Source organism: Streptomyces longwoodensis (assembly GCF_001514125.1).
Lineage (GTDB): Bacteria > Actinomycetota > Actinomycetes > Streptomycetales > Streptomycetaceae > Streptomyces > Streptomyces longwoodensis.
On record NZ_KQ948551.1, the window covers coordinates 110,280 to 127,319 of the forward strand.

The following is a 17,040-nucleotide window of genomic DNA, read 5'->3' on the forward strand; positions in this document are numbered from 1 at the left end:
GGCGGCGGGGACGGCGGGGACGGCGGGGATCCGGTCCCCGCCACCCCCGTCGGCCCGTCCGGCCCCGGAGCGGCTACGCGTCCCCGCCCGCCGCGCCCGGGTCGGCCGCGGTGACGTCCAGCAGCTGGTACCGGTCGATGGCCTGCTTGAGCACGGACCGGTCCAGCGCGCCCTCCCGCGCCAGCTCCGTGAGCACCGCGACCACGATCGACTGCGCGTCGATGTGGAAGAACCGGCGGGCGGCCCCGCGGGTGTCGGCGAAGCCGAAGCCGTCGGCGCCCAGCGACTGGTAGGTGCCCGGCACCCAGCGCGCGATCTGGTCCGGGACCGCGCGCGTCCAGTCGGACACCGCCACGAACGGGCCCTGCGCGATGCTCAGCTTGCGGGTCACGTACGGCACCCGCTGCTCCTCCTCCGGGTGCAGCAGGTTGTGCCGCTCGACCTCGACGGCCTCGCGCCGCAGCTCGTTCCAGGAGGTCGCCGACCACACGTCGGCCCGGACGTTCCAGTCCTCGGCGAGGATGCGCTGCGCCTCGACCGCCCAGGGCACGGCCACGCCGGACGCCATGATCTGCGCCGGGATCTCGCCGGCGGTGCCCTCACTGAAGCGGTGGATGCCCTGGAGGATGCCCTCGACGTCCACGTTCGCCGGCTCGGCCGGGTGCTGGATCGGCTCGTTGTAGACGGTGAGGTAGTAGAAGACGTCCTCGCCTGGCTTGCCGTCGGCCGTCTCGCCGTACATCCGGCGCAGGCCGTCCTGCACGATGTGGGCGATCTCGAAGCCGAACGCCGGGTCGTAGGCGACACAGCCCGGGTTCGTCGAGGCCAGCAGCTGGGAGTGGCCGTCCGCGTGCTGGAGGCCCTCGCCGGTCAGTGTCGTGCGGCCCGCGGTCGCGCCCAGCACGAAACCGCGCGACAACTGGTCGGCCATCTGCCAGAACTGGTCGCCGGTGCGCTGGAAACCGAACATCGAGTAGAAGACGTAGACCGGGATCAGCGGCTCGCCGTGCGTGGCGTACGACGAGCCGGCCGCGATCAGGGACGCCGTGCAGCCCGCCTCGGAGATGCCGTCGTGCAGCATCTGGCCGGTCGGCGACTCCTTGTAGGCGAGCAGCAGCTCGCGGTCCACCGACTCGTACTGCTGACCGAGCGGGTTGTAGATCTTCGCACTCGGGAAGAAGGAGTCCATGCCGAACGTGCGGTACTCGTCCGGCGCGATCAGCACGAACCGCCGACCGATCTCCTTGTCCCGCATGAGGTCCTTCAGCAGCCGCACGAAGGCCATGGTCGTCGCGATGGACTGCTGACCGGAGCCCTTCTTCACGGTCGCGTACGTCTTGTCCTCCGGCAGCGGAAGCGGCTCGGCGCGCACGACCCGGGTGGGCACGTAGCCGCCCAGTGACCTGCGCCGGTCGTGCATGTACTGGATCTCCTCGGAGTCGCGCCCCGGGTGGTAGTACGGCGGGGCGCCCGACTCCAGCTCCTTGTCGGCGATCGGCAGGTGCAGCCGGTCGCGGAAGCGCTTGAGGTCGTCGACCGTCAGCTTCTTCATCTGGTGCGTGGCGTTGCGGCCCTCGAAGTTCGGGCCCAGCGTCCAGCCCTTGATCGTCTTGGCCAGGATGACCGTCGGCTGGCCCTTGTGCTCCACGGCCGCCTTGAACGCCGCGAAGATCTTCCGGTGGTCGTGACCGCCGCGCCCGAGGTGCAGGATCTGGTCGTCGGTCATGTTCTCGACCATGGCGCGCAGCCGGTGGTCGTCACCGAAGAAGTGGTCGCGGATGTACCCGCCGGACTCCGTCGCGTACGTCTGGAACTGCCCGTCCGGCGTGGTGTTCATCTTGTTGACCAGGATGCCGTCCCGGTCCTGCGCCAGCAGCGGGTCCCAGGTGCGGTCCCAGATCAGCTTGATGACGTTCCAGCCGGCGCCCCGGAAGACCGACTCCAGCTCCTGGATGATCTTGCCGTTGCCGCGCACCGGGCCGTCCAGGCGCTGGAGGTTGCAGTTGACCACGAAGGTCAGGTTGTCCAGGCCCTCGCGCGCGGCGATGGACAGCTGGCCGAGCGACTCCGGCTCGTCCATCTCGCCGTCGCCGAGGAAGGCCCACACGTGCGACTTCGAGGTGTCGGCGATCTCGCGCGCGTGCAGGTAGCGGTTCATCCGCGCCTGGTAGATCGCGCCGATCGGGCCGAGGCCCATCGACACCGTCGGGAACTCCCAGAAGTCCGGCATCGAGCGCGGGTGCGGGTACGACGACAGCGCGTACGGCGCCTTCGACTTCTCCTGGCGGAACCCGTCCAGGTGCTGCTCGCTCAGCCGGTCCAGCAGGTAGGCGCGCGCGTAGATGCCCGGGGAGGCGTGGCCCTGGAAGAAGACCTGGTCGCCGCCGAGCCCGTCGTCCTTGCCCCGGAAGAAGTGGTTGAAGCCCACGTCGTAGAGGGAGGCGGAGGAGGCGAAGGTGGCGATGTGGCCGCCGACGCCGATGCCGGGGCGCTGGGCGCGCGAGACCATCACGGCCGCGTTCCACCGGGTGGCGTTGAGGATCCTGCGCTCGATCTCCTCGTTGCCGGGGAAGAACGGCTCGCTCTTGGTGGGGATGGTGTTGACGTAGTCCGTGCTGCGCATCTCGGGCACGGCCACGCGCTTCTCGCGGGCCCGCTCGATCAGCCGGAGCATCAGGTAGCGCGCCCGCTCCCGGCCGCGTTCGTCGACGGCGGCGTCGAGGGAGTCGAGCCACTCCTGGGTCTCTTCGGGATCGAAGTCAGGAACCTGACTCGGAAGGCCGCCAATGATGATCGGATTGCGATCGGATCCGGAAGCCACGCTGTTCCTTACCTGTCAGAGGGCACCGCTGGGGGCCACATTCCGGTATGCCTGCACCGCCCCCATCGTGTACCTCCGGGCGGCCGAACGGCATCTCTACTGTGGGGTAACCAGGAGCTCGTACCCGAAGGCGGTTCCCAAACACGCAAACAGGGCAGAAAGGTGTGGGGTGTGTCACGCTCGGTGGACGGCGGGTGCCTGAAGTTGGGGCGAGACGGCCGGTATCGTCACCGTTTCGGCGGTCCGGATCGCCGGGTACTTGCGCGATCCGCCCCGCCCGTGTGGACTACGGCCAATGCTTCGCGCACGCGCGTGGCTGAGACATTCCCAAAACATGATCAGGAGGCAACCCGTGAGCGCGACCGCGGACCACGCGGAGGAGCGGACGAACCCTGCCGCCAGGCTGGGGTTCCAGCCCGGGCAGGTGGTCCAGGAGATCGGCTACGACGACGACGTCGACCAGGAGCTCCGCGAGGCCATTGAGGAAGCCATCGAGGGCGACCTGATGGACGAGGACTACGACGACGTGGCCGACGCCGTCGTGCTCTGGTTCCGTGACGACGACGGCGACCTGACGGATGCGCTGGTGGATGCCACCACGTACATCGAAGAGGGCGGCGCGATCCTGCTCCTCACGCCGAAGACCGGCCGTCCGGGCTACGTCGAGCCGAGCGACATCTCGGAGGCCTCGACGACGGCGGGCCTGACGGCGTCCAAGAGCGTCAGTGTCGGCAAGGACTGGAGCGGCAGCCGGCTGGCGACGCCGAAGGGTGCCGCCAAGAAGCGGTGACCCCGCCACCCCCGCGTACCGGGCCGGACCCTCCCGGGTCCGGCCCGGTCCCGTCGCGGCGGTCCGGTCGCGGGGTCCCGCTGATCGCTCCGTAGGCTGTCCTCCAGCGTGTTCTCACCCGGACAGCCCACGAAAGGGATCCCACGACGATGGCCATCCAGGTCGGCGACAAGGCCCCCGACTTCGAGCTCAAGGACAACCACGGCGCGACCGTGAAGCTGTCCGACTTCCACGGCAGCAAGAACGTCGTCCTGCTCTTCTACCCCTTCGCCTTCACCGGCGTGTGCACCGGCGAGCTGTGCGAGGTGCGGGACAACCTGCCGCGGTTCGCCGACCGCGAGACCCAGGTGCTCGCCGTCTCCAACGACTCCATCCACACCCTGCGCGTCTTCGCAGAGCAGGAGGGCCTGGAGTACCCGTTGCTGAGCGACTTCTGGCCGCACGGCGAGGTCTCCCGCGCCTACGGCGTCTTCGCCGAGGACAAGGGCTGCGCGGTGCGCGGCACCTTCGTCATCGACAAGGAGGGCGTGGTCCGCTGGACCGTCGTCAACGCCCTGCCCGACGCCCGGGACCTGGACGAGTACGTCACGGCGCTCGACACCCTCTGATTCTTCGGCGTCAGGGCCTGCGACGGGCGGGAACCCGTCACTAGGATCGACGCGTTGATCCGATATCCGACGCACGACGGGGCTCCCGCCCCCGAACACCAATGGAGGACCCCGTGGGAGTCAGCCTCAGCAAGGGCGGCAACGTTTCGCTGACCAAGGAGGCCCCGGGCCTGACCGCGGTGCTCGTCGGCCTGGGCTGGGACGCCCGCACGACGACCGGCACCGACTTCGACCTCGACGCCAGCGCGCTGCTGCTGAACAACACGGGCAAGGTCGCCAGCGACCAGCACTTCGTGTTCTTCAACAACCTCAAGAGCCCCGACGGCTCGGTCGAGCACACCGGTGACAACCTCACCGGTGAGGGCGAGGGCGACGACGAGGTCATCAAGGTCAACCTGGCCGGCGTCCCGGCGGAGGTGGAGAAGATCGTCTTCCCGGTCTCCATCTACGAGGCCGAGAACCGCCAGCAGTCCTTCGGCCAGGTCCGCAACGCCTACATCCGCGTGGTGAACCAGGCCGGCGGCGCCGAGATCGCCCGCTACGACCTCAGCGAGGACGCCTCCACCGAGACCGCCATGGTCTTCGGTGAGCTCTACCGGCACGGCGCGGAGTGGAAGTTCCGCGCCATCGGCCAGGGCTACGCCTCGGGCCTGCGCGGCATCGCGCAGGACTTCGGCGTCAACGTCTGAGCCGACGCCCTCACCCGACCGGCGCCGACCGTTGCACACGGTCGGCGCCGGACGTGCAGGACAACCGAAGAAGCACCATCCAGGGGAGGACCAGCATCATGGGCGTCACGCTCGCCAAGGGGGGCAACGTCTCCCTGTCCAAGGCCGCGCCGAACCTCACACAGGTGATGATCGGGCTCGGCTGGGACGCGCGCTCCACCACCGGGGCCCCGTTCGACCTCGACGCCAGCGCGCTGCTGTGCAACGGCGGACGGGTGCTCGGCGACGAGTGGTTCGTCTTCTACAACCAGCTCACCAGCCCGGACGGCTCGGTGGAGCACACCGGTGACAACCTCACCGGTGAGGGCGAGGGCGACGACGAGTCGATCCTGGTCGACCTGTCCCGGGTGCCGGCCCACTGCGACAAGATCGTCTTCCCGGTCTCGATCCACATGGCCGACGAGCGCGGCCAGACCTTCGGACAGGTCTCCAACGCCTTCATCCGGGTGGTCAACCAGGCCGACGGCCAGGAGCTCGCGCGCTACGACCTGAGCGAGGACGCCTCCACCGAGACGGCCATGATCTTCGGCGAGCTCTATCGCTACCAGGGCGAATGGAAGTTCCGGGCCGTGGGCCAGGGGTACGCGTCAGGCCTTCGGGGTATCGCTCTAGACTTCGGGGTCAACGTTTCGTAAAGCCGAGTGCGGCACGGGGGAAACCCGTACACGTACGGATTGGGTAGCCAGTGCTTCTGAAAACCTTCGGCTGGTCGTTCGCGGTCACCGCGCTCGGCCTGGTCGCGGCGGTCTTTTACGGGGGGTGGGAGGCCTTCGGGATCGTGGCCATCCTCTGCATCCTGGAGATCTCGCTGTCGTTCGACAACGCGGTGGTCAACGCCGGGATCCTGAAGAAGATGAGCCCCTTCTGGCAGAAGATCTTCCTCACGGTGGGCGTGCTCATCGCGGTCTTCGGCATGCGGCTGGTCTTCCCCGTCGTCATCGTGGCGATCAGCGCCAAGATGGGGCCGATCGAGGCCGTCGACCTCGCGCTGAACGACAAGGACCGGTACCAGCAGCTCGTCACCGACGCGCACCCGTCGATCGCCGCGTTCGGTGGCATGTTCCTGCTGATGATCTTCCTCGACTTCATCTTCGAGGACCGTGACATCCAGTGGCTGCGCTGGATCGAGCGGCCGCTGGCCAAGCTCGGCAAGGTCGACATGCTGTCGGTCTGCATCGCCCTGATCGTGCTGCTCATCACCGCCTTCACCTTCGCCACCCACGCCCACCAGCACGGCGGCGCGCACGTGGACAAGGCGCAGACCGTGCTGATCTCCGGCATCGCCGGTCTGATCACGTACATGGTGGTCGGCGGGCTCTCCGGCTACTTCGAGGACCGGCTGGAGGAAGAGGAGGAACGCGAGCACGAGGCCGAGGAGGAGGCCCGGCGCAGCGGCAAGCAGGCGTCGGCCGTCACCCTCGCCGGCAAGGCCGCGTTCTTCATGTTCCTCTACCTGGAAGTGCTGGACGCGTCCTTCTCCTTCGACGGCGTGATCGGCGCCTTCGCCATCACCAACGACATCGTGCTCATGGCCCTCGGCCTGGGCATCGGCGCGATGTACGTGCGGTCGCTGACGGTGTACCTGGTCCGCCAGGGCACCCTGGACGACTACGTCTACCTGGAGCACGGCGCCCACTACGCGATCGGCGCCCTGGCCGTGATCCTGATGATCACCATCCAGTACCAGATCAACGAGGTCATCACCGGTCTGGTCGGCGTCGTCCTGATCGCCTGGTCCTTCTGGTCCTCCGTGCGCCGCAACAAGGCACTCGCGGCGGCCGAGGGAGGAGCCGAGGGCTCGGACGACAAGGCGGAGGTCTCGTCCGGGGTGTGAGACCGCGGGCACACCCGGGTGTGATCAGCTTCCGGGTGAGGAACGCTCTGAGCGGGGCGGCCGGTGAGGTGGAGTCCTCCCGGCCGCCCCGCCGGGTTTGTCGTCATGACTGTGGGGGCGGGAATGGGGTTGTTCGACGGGTTCTGGAGCGGGCGGGCGGCCGACTTCGACTCGGGCAGCGCGGCGAGCAACGCGATCGAGCTGACCAAACGGCACCACCAGGTGTCCCTGACGCGGCAGGGGGCCGCCACGGGCAACCTGCGGGTCAACCTGACCTGGCGGATGCGCACCTCCGACTTCGGCGGGCCGCAGCGCGAGAGCCTGCTGCGCCACCCCTTCAAGGCGCTCAGGCCGCCGGAGGTGGTGGGCCACAGCCAGAGCATGGTCAACGTCGACCTGGACCTGGGCTGCCTGTACGAGCTGGCCGACGGCACCAAGGGCGTCGTCCAGCCGCTCGGCGGCTACCTCGGCGACGTCAACGGCCCGCCGTACGTGAAGCTCAGCGGCGACGACCGGTTCGGCTCGGCGTCCGGCGAGACGATGTACGTCAACCTCGACCACCGCGAGGACATCAAGCGGCTGCTGGTCTTCGTGTACATCTACGACCAGACGCCGGCCTTCGACCGGACCCACGCCGTGGTGACGCTGTACCCGAGCAACGGGCCGCGCATCGAGGTCGGGCTGGACGAGCGGCACCCGCAGGCCCGCTCCTGCGCCGTGGTGATGATCGAGAACGTCAAGGACGAACTCGTCGTCCGCCGCGAGGTGCGCTTCGTCTACGGCTTCCAGGCCGAGCTGGACCGGCTGTACGGCTGGGGCCTGCAGTGGGGCCGGGGCTACAAGTCGAAGGTCGACAAGTAGCCCTGTCCGGTCCGTACCGTCCCGCCGGTCCGGTCACCGGCCCACGAACTGCGGCCCCATCGGCGGCAGCGCGAAGTGGTCCGGGTAGGCGTAGCCGTGGGTCGGCAGCGACGACGGGTAGCCGTACGCCGGCTGCGGCTGCGGCTGCGGCTGCGGCTGCGGCTGCTGTTGCGGCTGGGCGGGGACCGGCTGGGTCGGCTGCTCCGGGGGCAGCGGCTGGGACACCACGGGCTCCCCGGCCGCCGCCCGCTCGGCCTCCTCGGACTCGTCCACCGAGATGCCGAAGTCGGTGGCCAGGCCCTTCAGGCCGTTGCTGTAGCCCTCGCCCAGCGCGCGGAACTTCCACCCCTCGCCCCGGCGGTACAGCTCTCCGCAGATCAGGGCCGTCTCCTCGCCGGTCTCCGGGCGGATGTCGAAGCGGGCCAGCGGCTCGGCGTCCGCGGCCGAAGCGTCGTACAGCAGGATGCGCAGGTCCCGTACGCGGTCGAAGGTGACGCCGTCCGCCGAGGCGACGAGGAGAACTCGGCCGACGGCGGACTCGACACCGGCCAGGTCTGTCTGGATCGTGTCGGTGAGGCCCTCGGCGACCCGCTTCTTGCCCAGGCGCCACACCTTCCCGGACGGGTGCCGGGGCTGGTTGTAGAAGACGAAGTCCTCGTCGGAGCGCACACGGCCGCCGGGACCGAGGAGCAGCGCGGAGGCGTCGACGTCCGGGACGCCCTGTCCGGGCGTCCAGCGCAGCACGGCCCGTACGGTGGTGGCTTCGAGCGGGACGTTCGACCCCTTGAGCATCGCGTGCGTCATACCGGTCATCCTGCCCTCTCGGTCCTGGCCACGACAACGCGGGGTGTCGGGGATTTCCCCGGGGGAACGCGTCCCGTCACCGGGAATTCACGCCCTGCGGGAACCCCGGACACAGGGCGGTACGTACTATTACCGGCCACCCGTCCACCACATCCACCAGCCTCACCTTGCGCCACGGGGAGCTCCATGCGTCATTTCGGGCACATCGCCCCTGAGGTGCGGCGTCGCCTCTTCCACCACGAGCCGTGCACGTTCACCGCGGACTCGCCGGCCCGGCTGCTCTCCGCGGCCCTGGGCGCCACCCTGTACAGCCCCGCCACCCGGCCCCGGCTCGCCGACGACGTCGTGAAGCAGGGCGCCCACGGCGTGGTGTCGATGGTGCTGTGCCTGGAGGACTCCATCGGCGACGAGGACGTGCCGGCCGGCGAGGAGAACCTGGTCCGGCAGTTCGCCGACCTCGACGGCCGGACCGCGGACGGGGGCCGGCCGGGCGTCGAGCTGCCGCTGCTGTTCATCCGGGTGCGCACCCCCGAGCAGATCCCCGACCTGGTCGGGCGGCTCGGCCCGGCGGTGCGGCTGCTGTCCGGGTTCGTGATCCCCAAGTTCACCGGCGAGCGGGGCGTCCCCTTCCTGGAGGCCCTGGCGGTCGCCGAGGCCGCCTGCGGCCGCCGGCTGTTCGCCATGCCGGTGCTGGAGTCGCCCGAGCTGCTGTACCGCGAGTCGCGCGTGGAGACCCTGGAGGGCATCTTCCGGGCCGTCGACAAGTACCGGGACCGGGTGCTGGCGCTGCGCCTGGGCGTCACCGACTTCTGCTCCTCCTACGGCCTGCGCCGGGCGCCCGACATGACGGCGTACGACGTCCAGATCGTCGCGTCCGTGATCGCCGACGTGGTCAACATGCTGGGCCGGGCCGACGGCACCGGCTTCACCGTCACCGGGCCGGTCTGGGAGTACTTCCGGGTGCCCGAGCGCATGTTCAAGCCGATGCTGCGGCACAGCCCCTTCCTGGAGGGGCAGGCGGTGGAGCTGCGCGAGAGACTGATCGAGCACGCGATGGACGGGCTGCTGCGCGAGATCACGCTCGACCACGCCAACGGCCTGCTGGGCAAGACCTGCATCCACCCGTCCCACGTGCCGGCCGTGCACGCGCTGTCCGTCGTCAGCCACGAGGAGTACAGCGACGCGGCCGACATCCTGCGCCCCGAGCGCGGCGGCGGGGGAGTGCTCAGGTCGCAGTACACCAACAAGATGAACGAGGTGAAGCCGCACCGCGCCTGGGCGGAGCGGACCATGCTGCGCGCGGAGGTCTTCGGCGTCGCGCACGAGGACGTGAGCTTCGTCGACCTGCTCGCCGCCGGCATACCCGGCTGAACCCCCACCCCACCCGTAGGGACGCATGAACAACGCAGTGAACAACGCGGTCTGGTCCGGCAGCTGGGTCGCCGAGCGGCTCGGGGTCGAGCTCGTGGGCGACCCCGGCCTGACGGAGCTGCTGGGGCTCGCCCTGCGGCGCAACCCCAAGCGGGCGCACCTGCTCGTGTCGAACGTGCTCGGCAAGCACGTCCCGCAGTCGCCGTCCGTGGTCTACGGCTCCGGGTTCGCCCTCGGCCGCCGGGTGCGCGAGCTGCTCGGCCCCGACGAGGCGGCCCGCGCGGTCGTCCTGGGGTACGCGGAGACCGCCACCGGCCTCGGCCACTGCGTCGCCGACGGCCTCGGCGGTGCCCCCTACCTGCACTCCACCCGCCGTCCGGTCCCGGGCGTCGCGCGGGCGGGCGGCTTCGAGGAGTCCCACTCCCACGCCACGTCCCACCTGCTGCTCCCCGAGGACCCGGCCCTGCTGGCCGGCGACGGGCCGCTGGTCCTGGTCGACGACGAGTTCTCCACCGGCAACACGGTCCTGAACACCGTCCGTGAGCTGCACGGACGGTACCCGCGGCGGCGGTACGTGGTGGTCGCCCTGGTCGACATGCGCTCGCCCGCCGACGCCGGCCGGCTGGCGGACCTCGCCCGGGAGATCGGCGCCCGAGTGGACCTCGTCGCGGCGGCCTCGGGCACGGTGCGCCTGCCGGAGGGGGTGCTGGAGAAGGGCCGGGAACTCGTGGCGCGCCACGAGGCGGCCGCCGGCCCGGAGCAGCCGGCCGCCGCGCCGCCCGCCCCCCGGACCCGGCTCACCTCCGTCGACCTGCGCTGGCCGCGCGGGCTGCCCGACGGGGGCCGGCACGGCTTCGGTCCGCACCACCGGGCCCGGCTGGAGCGCGCGCTGCCCGCGCTGGCCGCCCAGCTCGCCGAGGCGATACCCGGCGACGCCCGCCGCGTCCTGGTCCTCGGCTCGGAGGAGCTGATGTACGCCCCGCTGCGGCTCGCCCGCGAGCTGGAGCAGCTCGTCCCGGCCGAGGTCCGCTTCTCCACCACGACCCGCTCGCCCGTCCTCGCCGTCGACGACCCCGGCTACGCCATCCGCACCCGGCTGGTCTTCCCCGCTCACGACGACCCGGCCGACGGCCCGGGCGAGCGCTACGCCTACAACGTCGCCGGCGGCGGCTTCGACGCCGTGGTCGCCGTGGTCGACTCGGCCGGCGACACCCCCGCCCTGCACGCCCCCGACGGACTGCTCGCCCGGCTCGCCGCGCACGTGCCGCACGTGCTGCGGGCCGTCGTGCCGTCGTACGTCCCCGCGCCGCCGCGCCTCCCCGAAAGGACAGCCATGCTGCCCGCACCCCTCCGCGGTCCCGCCTTCTCCTCGTACGCGCCCGAGGAGGTCGGCTGGCTGCTCCAGGACCTCTCGGACGTGACGCTGGAGGCGCCGACCGAGGAGCGCGAGGAGGCCATCCAGAGCGGCGGCGCCCACTACGCCGAGTCGCTGCCGGTGGAGTACCAGCCCACCGAGCAGTACCAGCAGCTCTTCCACACCGCCCTGGAAGCCTCCGCGGCCCGCCTCGCGCACGCCGTCGGCGTCGTCACCGAGACGGTGATCGCCGAGCGGTCCCCCCGGCCCGTCCTGGTGTCCCTGGCCCGGGCCGGCACTCCGGTCGGCGTGCTGATGCGCCGCTGGGCCCGGCACCGGCACGGCCTGGACCTGCCGCACTACGCGGTGTCCATCGTGCGCGGGCGCGGCATCGACGCCACCGCGCTGCGCTGGCTCGCCGCCCACCACGACCCGGCCGACGTGGTGTTCGTCGACGGCTGGACCGGCAAGGGCGCCATCACCCGCGAACTGGCCGCCGCCGTCGAGGAGTTCGAAGCGGCCGGCGGGGCGAGCGGGTTCGACCCGGAGATCGCGGTGCTCGCCGACCCCGGTTCGTGCGTGCGCACCTACGGCACCCGCGAGGACTTCCTGATCCCCTCCGCCTGCCTCAACTCCACGGTGTCCGGGCTGATCTCGCGGACCGTGCTGCGCGCCGACCTGGTCGGCCCCGACGACTTCCACGGCGCGAAGTACTACCGCGAGCTGGCCGGCGCCGACGTCTCCGGCCTCTTCCTCGACGCGGTCTCCGCGCGCTTCGACGAGGTCGCCGACGCGGTGGACGGCGCGGTCAAGGAACTGCTGGCGAGCGACCGCACGCCCACCTGGGAGGGCTGGGCCGCCGTCGAGCGGATCAGCGAGGAGTACGGCATCCACGACGTGAACCTGGTCAAGCCGGGCGTCGGGGAGACCACCCGGGTGCTGCTGCGCCGGGTGCCCTGGAAGATCCTGGCCCGGGCCGGGGCGGGCGCCGACCTGGAGCACGTGCGCCTCCTCGCCGAGCAGCGCGGGGTGCCCGTCGAGGAGGTCGAGGGACTGCCGTACACCTGCGTGGGGCTGATCCACCCCCGCTTCACGCGCGGGGCGACCGGCGCCGACGGCAAGGCGGTGGCCCTCTGATGCCGGTGCTGGTGGCGAGCGACCTGGACCGTACGCTCATCTACTCCGCGGCGGCCCTGGCGCTGACCATGCCGGACGCCCGGGCGCCGCGGCTGCTGTGCGTCGAGGTGCACGAGAGCCGGCCGCTGTCCTACCTGACGGAGGCGGCGGCGCAGCTGCTGACCGACCTCGGGGACGCGGCGGTGTTCGTGCCGACGACCACCCGGACGCGCAAGCAGTACCTGCGCATCAACCTCCCCGGGCCGGCCCCGGCGTACGCGATCTGCGCCAACGGCGGGCACCTGCTGGTCGACGGCGTGACCGACCCCGACTGGCACGCGGGCGTGCTCGCCCGGCTGGCGGACGAGTGCGCGCCGCTCGCCGAGGTGCGGGCGCACCTGGAGGCGACCGCCGACCCGCTGTGGGTGCGCAAGCACCGCGTCGCCGAGGACCTGTTCGCCTACCTGGTGGTGGAGCGGGAGCTGCTGCCCGAGGAGTGGGTCAAGGAACTGGGCGCCTGGGCGGAGAACCGGGGCTGGACGGTGTCCTTGCAGGGCCGCAAGGTGTACGCGGTGCCCAAGCCGCTGACCAAGAGCGCGGCGGTGCGGGAGGTCGCGCGGCGGACCGGGGCGGAGCTGACGCTGGGCGCGGGGGACTCGCTGCTGGACGCGGACCTGCTGCTGGCGGTGGACCGGGGGTGGCGGCCGGGGCACGGGGAGCTCGCCGAGACGGAGTGGACGGCGCCGGGGGTGACGGCGTTGCCGGAGCGGGGGGTGGCGGCGGGGGAGCGGATCCTCCGGGAGTTCCTGCGGAGCGTGCGCGGGGGGCCGTCTGCCTGACGGCGGCGGGGCGCGGTCCGGGGTGGGGTGTCAGGTCGGCCGGCGGCTGTCCGTGCGTCGTGGCCGGTCGCGCAGTTCCCCGCGCCCCTGGGGGGCACGGGGCCTGCGGCCCCTGCCCCCGTCAGCCGCAGCAGCCGCCCCCGCAGCAGCCGCCGCCTCCGCCGCCCCCGGTCGGGCGGGGGGTGGACGCCGTGCCGCCGACGGCGACCGTGGAGAGGAGCTTGACGGTGTCGTCGTGGCCGGACGGGCAGGTCGCCGGGGCGGAGGACTCCGCCATGGGACGGGACAGTTCGAAGGTGTCGCCGCAGGTACGGCAGCGGTACTCGTAGCGAGGCATGGCCCCAGGCTAGCCACTGGGAGACGGGTGGGACGCCCGGTACCGCAGGTGTGACGCGTTCTGCCCGGTTCCTGTGTGGAGAGTTTGCGAAGGGCGCTGGTAATTTGATTGAGCCGCGAGGACCACGAGGTCGAGGGGATTCAGGGTTTGCGGCCGCGCTGCGGCAACTGACATCAAACCCTTGTACGTCTGTACGTCTGCCTGCGCGAGCAACAACGAGTGCGGAGGGAGGCGCGCAGTCGTGACCCAGGCAGGGCGAGGGAAGAACGACGAGGGCGGCGACGACGAGGTTCCTCTGGAACCGGACGCCACCATGCAGTTGAAGGTCCCGTCGCCGCCGCGACCGGACGAGACCATGCAACTGCGCGTCCTCCCGCCGGACATATCCGGAACTCCGGATGAGCCGGAGATATCGGACCCGTCCCGTTCCGCGCGCGGCCGCCGCAAGGCCGCCCAGCCCTCCCCCCGTGACCGCCTCGCCGCCGCCCTCGGCCCCCACCTCGCCCGGGCCTGGGCCGCCCTCGCCCCGGCCGTCGCCTTCCTCACCCCCTACCTGCGCCGCCTGCGCCCCCAGTACCCCCGCCCCGGCCGGGACGACTGGCGCCGCTGGATACCCTCCTGGCGGCAGTGGCTCGGCGGGATCCTCGGCGCGCTGGGCCTGAGCACCTTCTTCCTCGTCGTCGCCTACGCGGCCACCGACATCCCGGACAACCTCAACTCCTACGCCACCCAGCAGGACAACGTGTTCTTCTGGGCCGACGGCACCCCCATGGCCCGCACCGGCTGGGTGCAGCGCCAGGCCATGCCGCTGAAGGACATCCCCGAGGGCGTCCGCTGGGCCGTCCTCGCCGCCGAGAACGAGAGCTTCTACTCCGACCCCGGCATCTCCTTCAAGGGCATCACCCGCGCCCTGTTCCGCACCGTCGGCCAGGGCGACACCCAGGGCGGCTCGACCATCACCCAGCAGTACGTCAAGAACGTCTACCTGAACCAGGACCAGACGGTCAGCCGCAAGTTCACCGAGGCGATGATCTCCCTCAAGCTCGACAACAAGATGAGCAAGGACAAGATCCTCGAGGGCTACCTCAACACCAGCTGGTTCGGCCGCGGCACCTACGGCATCCAGCGCGCCTCCCAGGCCTACTACGGCAAGGACGTCAGCAAGCTCAACCCCTCCGAGGCCGCCATGCTCGCCTCCCTGCTCAAGGGCGCCGGCCTCTACGACCCGACCCTGGGCAGGGCCAACCACGCCCGGGCCGTGGAGCGCTGGTCCTGGATCCTGGACCGCATGGTCAAGATCGGCAAGCTGTCCCCGGCCGAGCGGGCGAAGTACCGGGCGTTCCCCGAGCCGCTCAAGCGGAACCCGCTGTACGACACCGGCCAGCAGAGCGACTACCTGGTCGAACTCGCCACCCAGTACGCCAAGAAGACCGGGCACATCTCCGACAAGGACTTCGACCTCGGCGGCTACCAGATCTACACGACGTTCGACAAGAACCGCGAGGCGCAGCTCACCGACGCCGTCACCAAGGCCCGCAAGAAGGCCCAGCGCGACGACCCGAAGACCGCCGCCGACGCCCACTACGGCGCCGCGTCCGTCGCCACCGACGGCCGCATCCTCGCCGTCCACGGCGGCCCCGACCACCGCAAGCAGGGCTACAACGAGTCCAACGCCACCACCGTCCCCGCCGGTTCGGCGTTCCTGCCGTTCGTGTACGCGGCCGGGCTCGAGCACGGCGTCCACAAGACCCGCGAGGGGCCGGCGACCCCGGTGACCGGCGAGTCGCTCTACGACGGCGACGACGGCGTGCCGGTGACCACGCCCGAGGGCCCCTACTGGGACCGCAGCGGCCGCAAGGTCGCCGCCCACAACGACGGCGGCACGTCGTACGGGCAGATCTCGCTGCACCAGGCGCTCGCCAAGTCGGTCAACACGCCGTTCATGCAGCTCGGCATGGACACCGGCCTGGCCAACGTCCGCGCCACCGCCCAGGCCGCCGGACTGCTGTCCTCCAGCCTCGGCGCGCAGGTGCCCGCGCTGTCCCTGGGCAGCTCCACGCCCAGCGCCATCCGCATGGCCAGCGGGTACGCCACGTTCGCCGCCGACGGCAAGCACACCGAGCCGTACTCGGTCCGCAAGATCACCCACAACGGCACCAAGGTGCCCCTGGAGATCCCCTCCGCCCGGCGCGCGATCGGCGCCGACACGGCCCAGGAGGTCTCCTCCGCGCTGCGGGACGCCTTCCGCACGGCCCACCCCGGCGCCGCCTCCGACACCGCCCAGGTCGCGGGCAAGGCCGGCACCACCGAGGACGACACCGCCGCCTGGTACGTCGGCACGGCCAAGGCCGTCTCCACGGCGGTCGTCGTCTACCGCATCGACCTCGCCAAGAGCCTCGAACCCCTGCCGCTCGAGGACGTGGCCGGAAAGTCCGGCGACGTCCCCTACGGCATCTGGTCAGGTGCCATGAGTCCGCTCGGCTGACCCCCGACGGCACCGCTTCCGCCCTGTCCCCAAGAGAATGAGCCGCACATGAAACACCCGTCGGGCCGCCGCCGCAAGGCCCGCGCAGCGCGCCATCCCGCGACCCGTCCGGGCTTCGTGTCCCTGGCGGCCGTCCTCGTGGTCGCCTCCCTGCTCACGGGCTACCTGGTGCTCTCCCGCTCCGACCACACCGCTCCCACGGCGTCGGCGAAGGACGACAAGGCGTCCGCGAAGCAGACCAAGGAGCCCGAGTGGGACGGCAAGACGCGGGTGCTCGGTGACGGCTCCACCTCCTACACCGGCCCCCAGACGGGGCAGTTGAAGCCGGTGCCGCTCAAGCCGGGCGAGAAACCTCCCCAGTTCGTCGTCTTCTCCTGGGACGGCGCCCTCCAGGGCGACGACCAGCTCTTCTCCCACTACCGGGAGATGGCCGAGGAGTACGACGCCCACATGACCTTCTTCCTCACGGGCATCTACCTGCTGCCCAAGAACAAGGCGAGCCTGTACTCCCCGCCGCAGCACCCCAAGGGCTCCTCGGCGATCAGCTACCCCACCGACGAGCACATCCGCACCACGCTCGAACAGCTCGCGAAGGCGTGGAAGGGCGGCAACGAGATCGGCACCCACTTCAACGGCCACTTCTGCGGCACCAAGGGCGGCGGCGACTGGAGCGTCCAGGAGTGGAAGAGCGAGATCGACCAGTTCTACGACTTCGTGGAGCACTGGAAGACCAACACCGGCTACACCGACATCGACCCGCTGCCCTTCGACTTCAAGAAGGAGGTCACCGGCGGCCGCGCGCCCTGCCTGGAGGGCCAGCCCAACCTGCTGAAGGCGGCCAAGGGTTACGGCTGGCGCTACGACGCCTCCTCCACCGGCGACTTCCAGATCTGGCCGGCGAAGAAGAACGGCCTGTGGGACTTCCCGCTGCAGCTCCTGCCGTACGACAACGGCAAGATCCAGGCCCTGTCGATGGACTTCAACTTCCTCTACAACCAGTCCGAGGGCGAGACCGACGGCGACCCGGCCAAGTACGCCCAGTGGCAGCAGATGACCACCGACTCCTACATGGCCGGCTTCAACCGCGTCTAC

Annotated in this window: 14 protein-coding genes; 11 read left to right on the forward strand and 3 right to left on the reverse strand. The window is 70.9% G+C overall.

What is annotated here, in order from left to right:
- Window positions 1-73: 73 nt before the first annotated feature.
- Window positions 74-2,821, reverse strand: a complete 2,748-nt coding sequence (gene aceE, locus AQJ30_RS09500; RefSeq protein WP_067231236.1) for a pyruvate dehydrogenase (acetyl-transferring), homodimeric type — start codon at window positions 2,819-2,821, stop codon at window positions 74-76.
- Between the two features lie 352 nt (window positions 2,822-3,173).
- Between aceE and AQJ30_RS09505 the strand changes: the two genes are divergently transcribed.
- From AQJ30_RS09505 to AQJ30_RS09530, 6 genes are all read left to right on the forward strand, one after another.
- Window positions 3,174-3,611: a DUF3052 domain-containing protein gene (locus AQJ30_RS09505; protein WP_067231239.1), complete on the forward strand. Its 438-nt coding sequence runs from the start codon at window positions 3,174-3,176 to the stop codon at window positions 3,609-3,611.
- Window positions 3,612-3,760: 149 nt separating this feature from the next.
- Complete coding sequence (locus tag AQJ30_RS09510) at window positions 3,761-4,219, forward strand: peroxiredoxin (protein ID WP_067231243.1); 459 nt, start codon at window positions 3,761-3,763, stop codon at window positions 4,217-4,219.
- Window positions 4,220-4,332: 113 nt separating this feature from the next.
- Complete coding sequence (locus AQJ30_RS09515; protein WP_067232590.1) at window positions 4,333-4,908, forward strand: TerD family protein; 576 nt, start codon at window positions 4,333-4,335, stop codon at window positions 4,906-4,908.
- A 98-nt stretch (window positions 4,909-5,006) separates the two neighbouring features.
- Window positions 5,007-5,582 carry a TerD family protein gene (locus tag AQJ30_RS09520; RefSeq protein ID WP_067231246.1) on the forward strand — a complete coding sequence of 192 codons (576 nt, stop codon included), beginning with the start codon at window positions 5,007-5,009 and terminating at the stop codon, window positions 5,580-5,582.
- A 50-nt stretch (window positions 5,583-5,632) separates the two neighbouring features.
- Window positions 5,633-6,781 carry a DUF475 domain-containing protein gene (locus AQJ30_RS09525; protein ID WP_067231249.1) on the forward strand — a complete coding sequence of 383 codons (1,149 nt, stop codon included), beginning with the start codon at window positions 5,633-5,635 and terminating at the stop codon, window positions 6,779-6,781.
- Between the two features lie 123 nt (window positions 6,782-6,904).
- Window positions 6,905-7,642: a TerD family protein gene (locus AQJ30_RS09530; RefSeq protein WP_067231251.1), complete on the forward strand. Its 738-nt coding sequence runs from the start codon at window positions 6,905-6,907 to the stop codon at window positions 7,640-7,642.
- A gap of 33 nt (window positions 7,643-7,675) precedes the next feature.
- Here the strand turns inward: AQJ30_RS09530 and AQJ30_RS09535 are convergent, their stop codons facing one another.
- On the reverse strand, window positions 7,676-8,446 hold the full coding sequence (locus tag AQJ30_RS09535; protein WP_067231254.1) for a TerD family protein: 771 nt from the start codon (window positions 8,444-8,446) through the stop codon (window positions 7,676-7,678).
- A gap of 186 nt (window positions 8,447-8,632) precedes the next feature.
- Between AQJ30_RS09535 and AQJ30_RS09540 the strand changes: the two genes are divergently transcribed.
- Genes AQJ30_RS09540 through AQJ30_RS09550 form a run of 3 tightly spaced genes read left to right on the forward strand, consistent with a single transcriptional unit; the run spans window position 8,633 to window position 13,126 of the window.
- On the forward strand, window positions 8,633-9,817 hold the full coding sequence (locus tag AQJ30_RS09540; protein WP_067231257.1) for an HpcH/HpaI aldolase/citrate lyase family protein: 1,185 nt from the start codon (window positions 8,633-8,635) through the stop codon (window positions 9,815-9,817).
- Window positions 9,818-9,842: 25 nt separating this feature from the next.
- Window positions 9,843-12,308, forward strand: a complete 2,466-nt coding sequence (locus tag AQJ30_RS09545; protein ID WP_067231259.1) for a phosphoribosyltransferase — start codon at window positions 9,843-9,845, stop codon at window positions 12,306-12,308.
- The gene (locus AQJ30_RS09550) at window positions 12,308-13,126 is read left to right on the forward strand and encodes an HAD family hydrolase (RefSeq protein ID WP_067231262.1); all 819 of its coding nucleotides are present in this window, start codon (window positions 12,308-12,310) and stop codon (window positions 13,124-13,126) included. Before AQJ30_RS09545 ends, AQJ30_RS09550 begins: the two co-directional genes overlap by 1 nt.
- 121 nt (window positions 13,127-13,247) lie before the next feature.
- Here AQJ30_RS09550 and AQJ30_RS09555 read toward each other — a convergent pair whose 3' ends face one another.
- Entirely contained in the window at window positions 13,248-13,463 is a 216-nt protein-coding gene (locus AQJ30_RS09555; RefSeq protein WP_067231264.1) for an FmdB family zinc ribbon protein, read from the reverse strand.
- 313 nt (window positions 13,464-13,776) lie between these two features.
- Here AQJ30_RS09555 and AQJ30_RS09560 point away from each other — a divergent pair, with 313 nt between their 5' ends.
- Both AQJ30_RS09560 and AQJ30_RS09565 read left to right on the forward strand, forming a co-directional pair.
- On the forward strand, window positions 13,777-15,948 hold the full coding sequence (locus AQJ30_RS09560) for a transglycosylase domain-containing protein (protein WP_067232593.1): 2,172 nt from the start codon (window positions 13,777-13,779) through the stop codon (window positions 15,946-15,948).
- A gap of 48 nt (window positions 15,949-15,996) precedes the next feature.
- A partial coding sequence (locus AQJ30_RS09565; protein ID WP_067231266.1) for a polysaccharide deacetylase family protein occupies window positions 15,997-17,040 on the forward strand: 1,044 nt, incomplete at its 3' end.

Excerpts from the sequence above, each read along its gene's own strand:
- AQJ30_RS09510 (WP_067231243.1), top strand. The coding sequence starts at position 3,761 with ATGGCCATCCAGGTCGGCGACAAGGCCCCCGACTTCGAGCTCAAGGAC.
- AQJ30_RS09520 (WP_067231246.1), top strand. The coding sequence starts at position 5,007 with ATGGGCGTCACGCTCGCCAAGGGGGGCAACGTCTCCCTGTCCAAGGCC.
- AQJ30_RS09530 (WP_067231251.1), top strand. The coding sequence starts at position 6,905 with ATGGGGTTGTTCGACGGGTTCTGGAGCGGGCGGGCGGCCGACTTCGAC.
- AQJ30_RS09535 (WP_067231254.1), bottom strand. The coding sequence starts at position 8,446 with ATGACGCACGCGATGCTCAAGGGGTCGAACGTCCCGCTCGAAGCCACC.
- AQJ30_RS09540 (WP_067231257.1), top strand. The coding sequence starts at position 8,633 with ATGCGTCATTTCGGGCACATCGCCCCTGAGGTGCGGCGTCGCCTCTTC.
- AQJ30_RS09545 (WP_067231259.1), top strand. The coding sequence starts at position 9,843 with ATGAACAACGCAGTGAACAACGCGGTCTGGTCCGGCAGCTGGGTCGCC.
- AQJ30_RS09550 (WP_067231262.1), top strand. The coding sequence starts at position 12,308 with ATGCCGGTGCTGGTGGCGAGCGACCTGGACCGTACGCTCATCTACTCC.
- AQJ30_RS09555 (WP_067231264.1), bottom strand. The coding sequence starts at position 13,463 with ATGCCTCGCTACGAGTACCGCTGCCGTACCTGCGGCGACACCTTCGAA.
- AQJ30_RS09560 (WP_067232593.1), top strand. The coding sequence starts at position 13,777 with ATGCAGTTGAAGGTCCCGTCGCCGCCGCGACCGGACGAGACCATGCAA.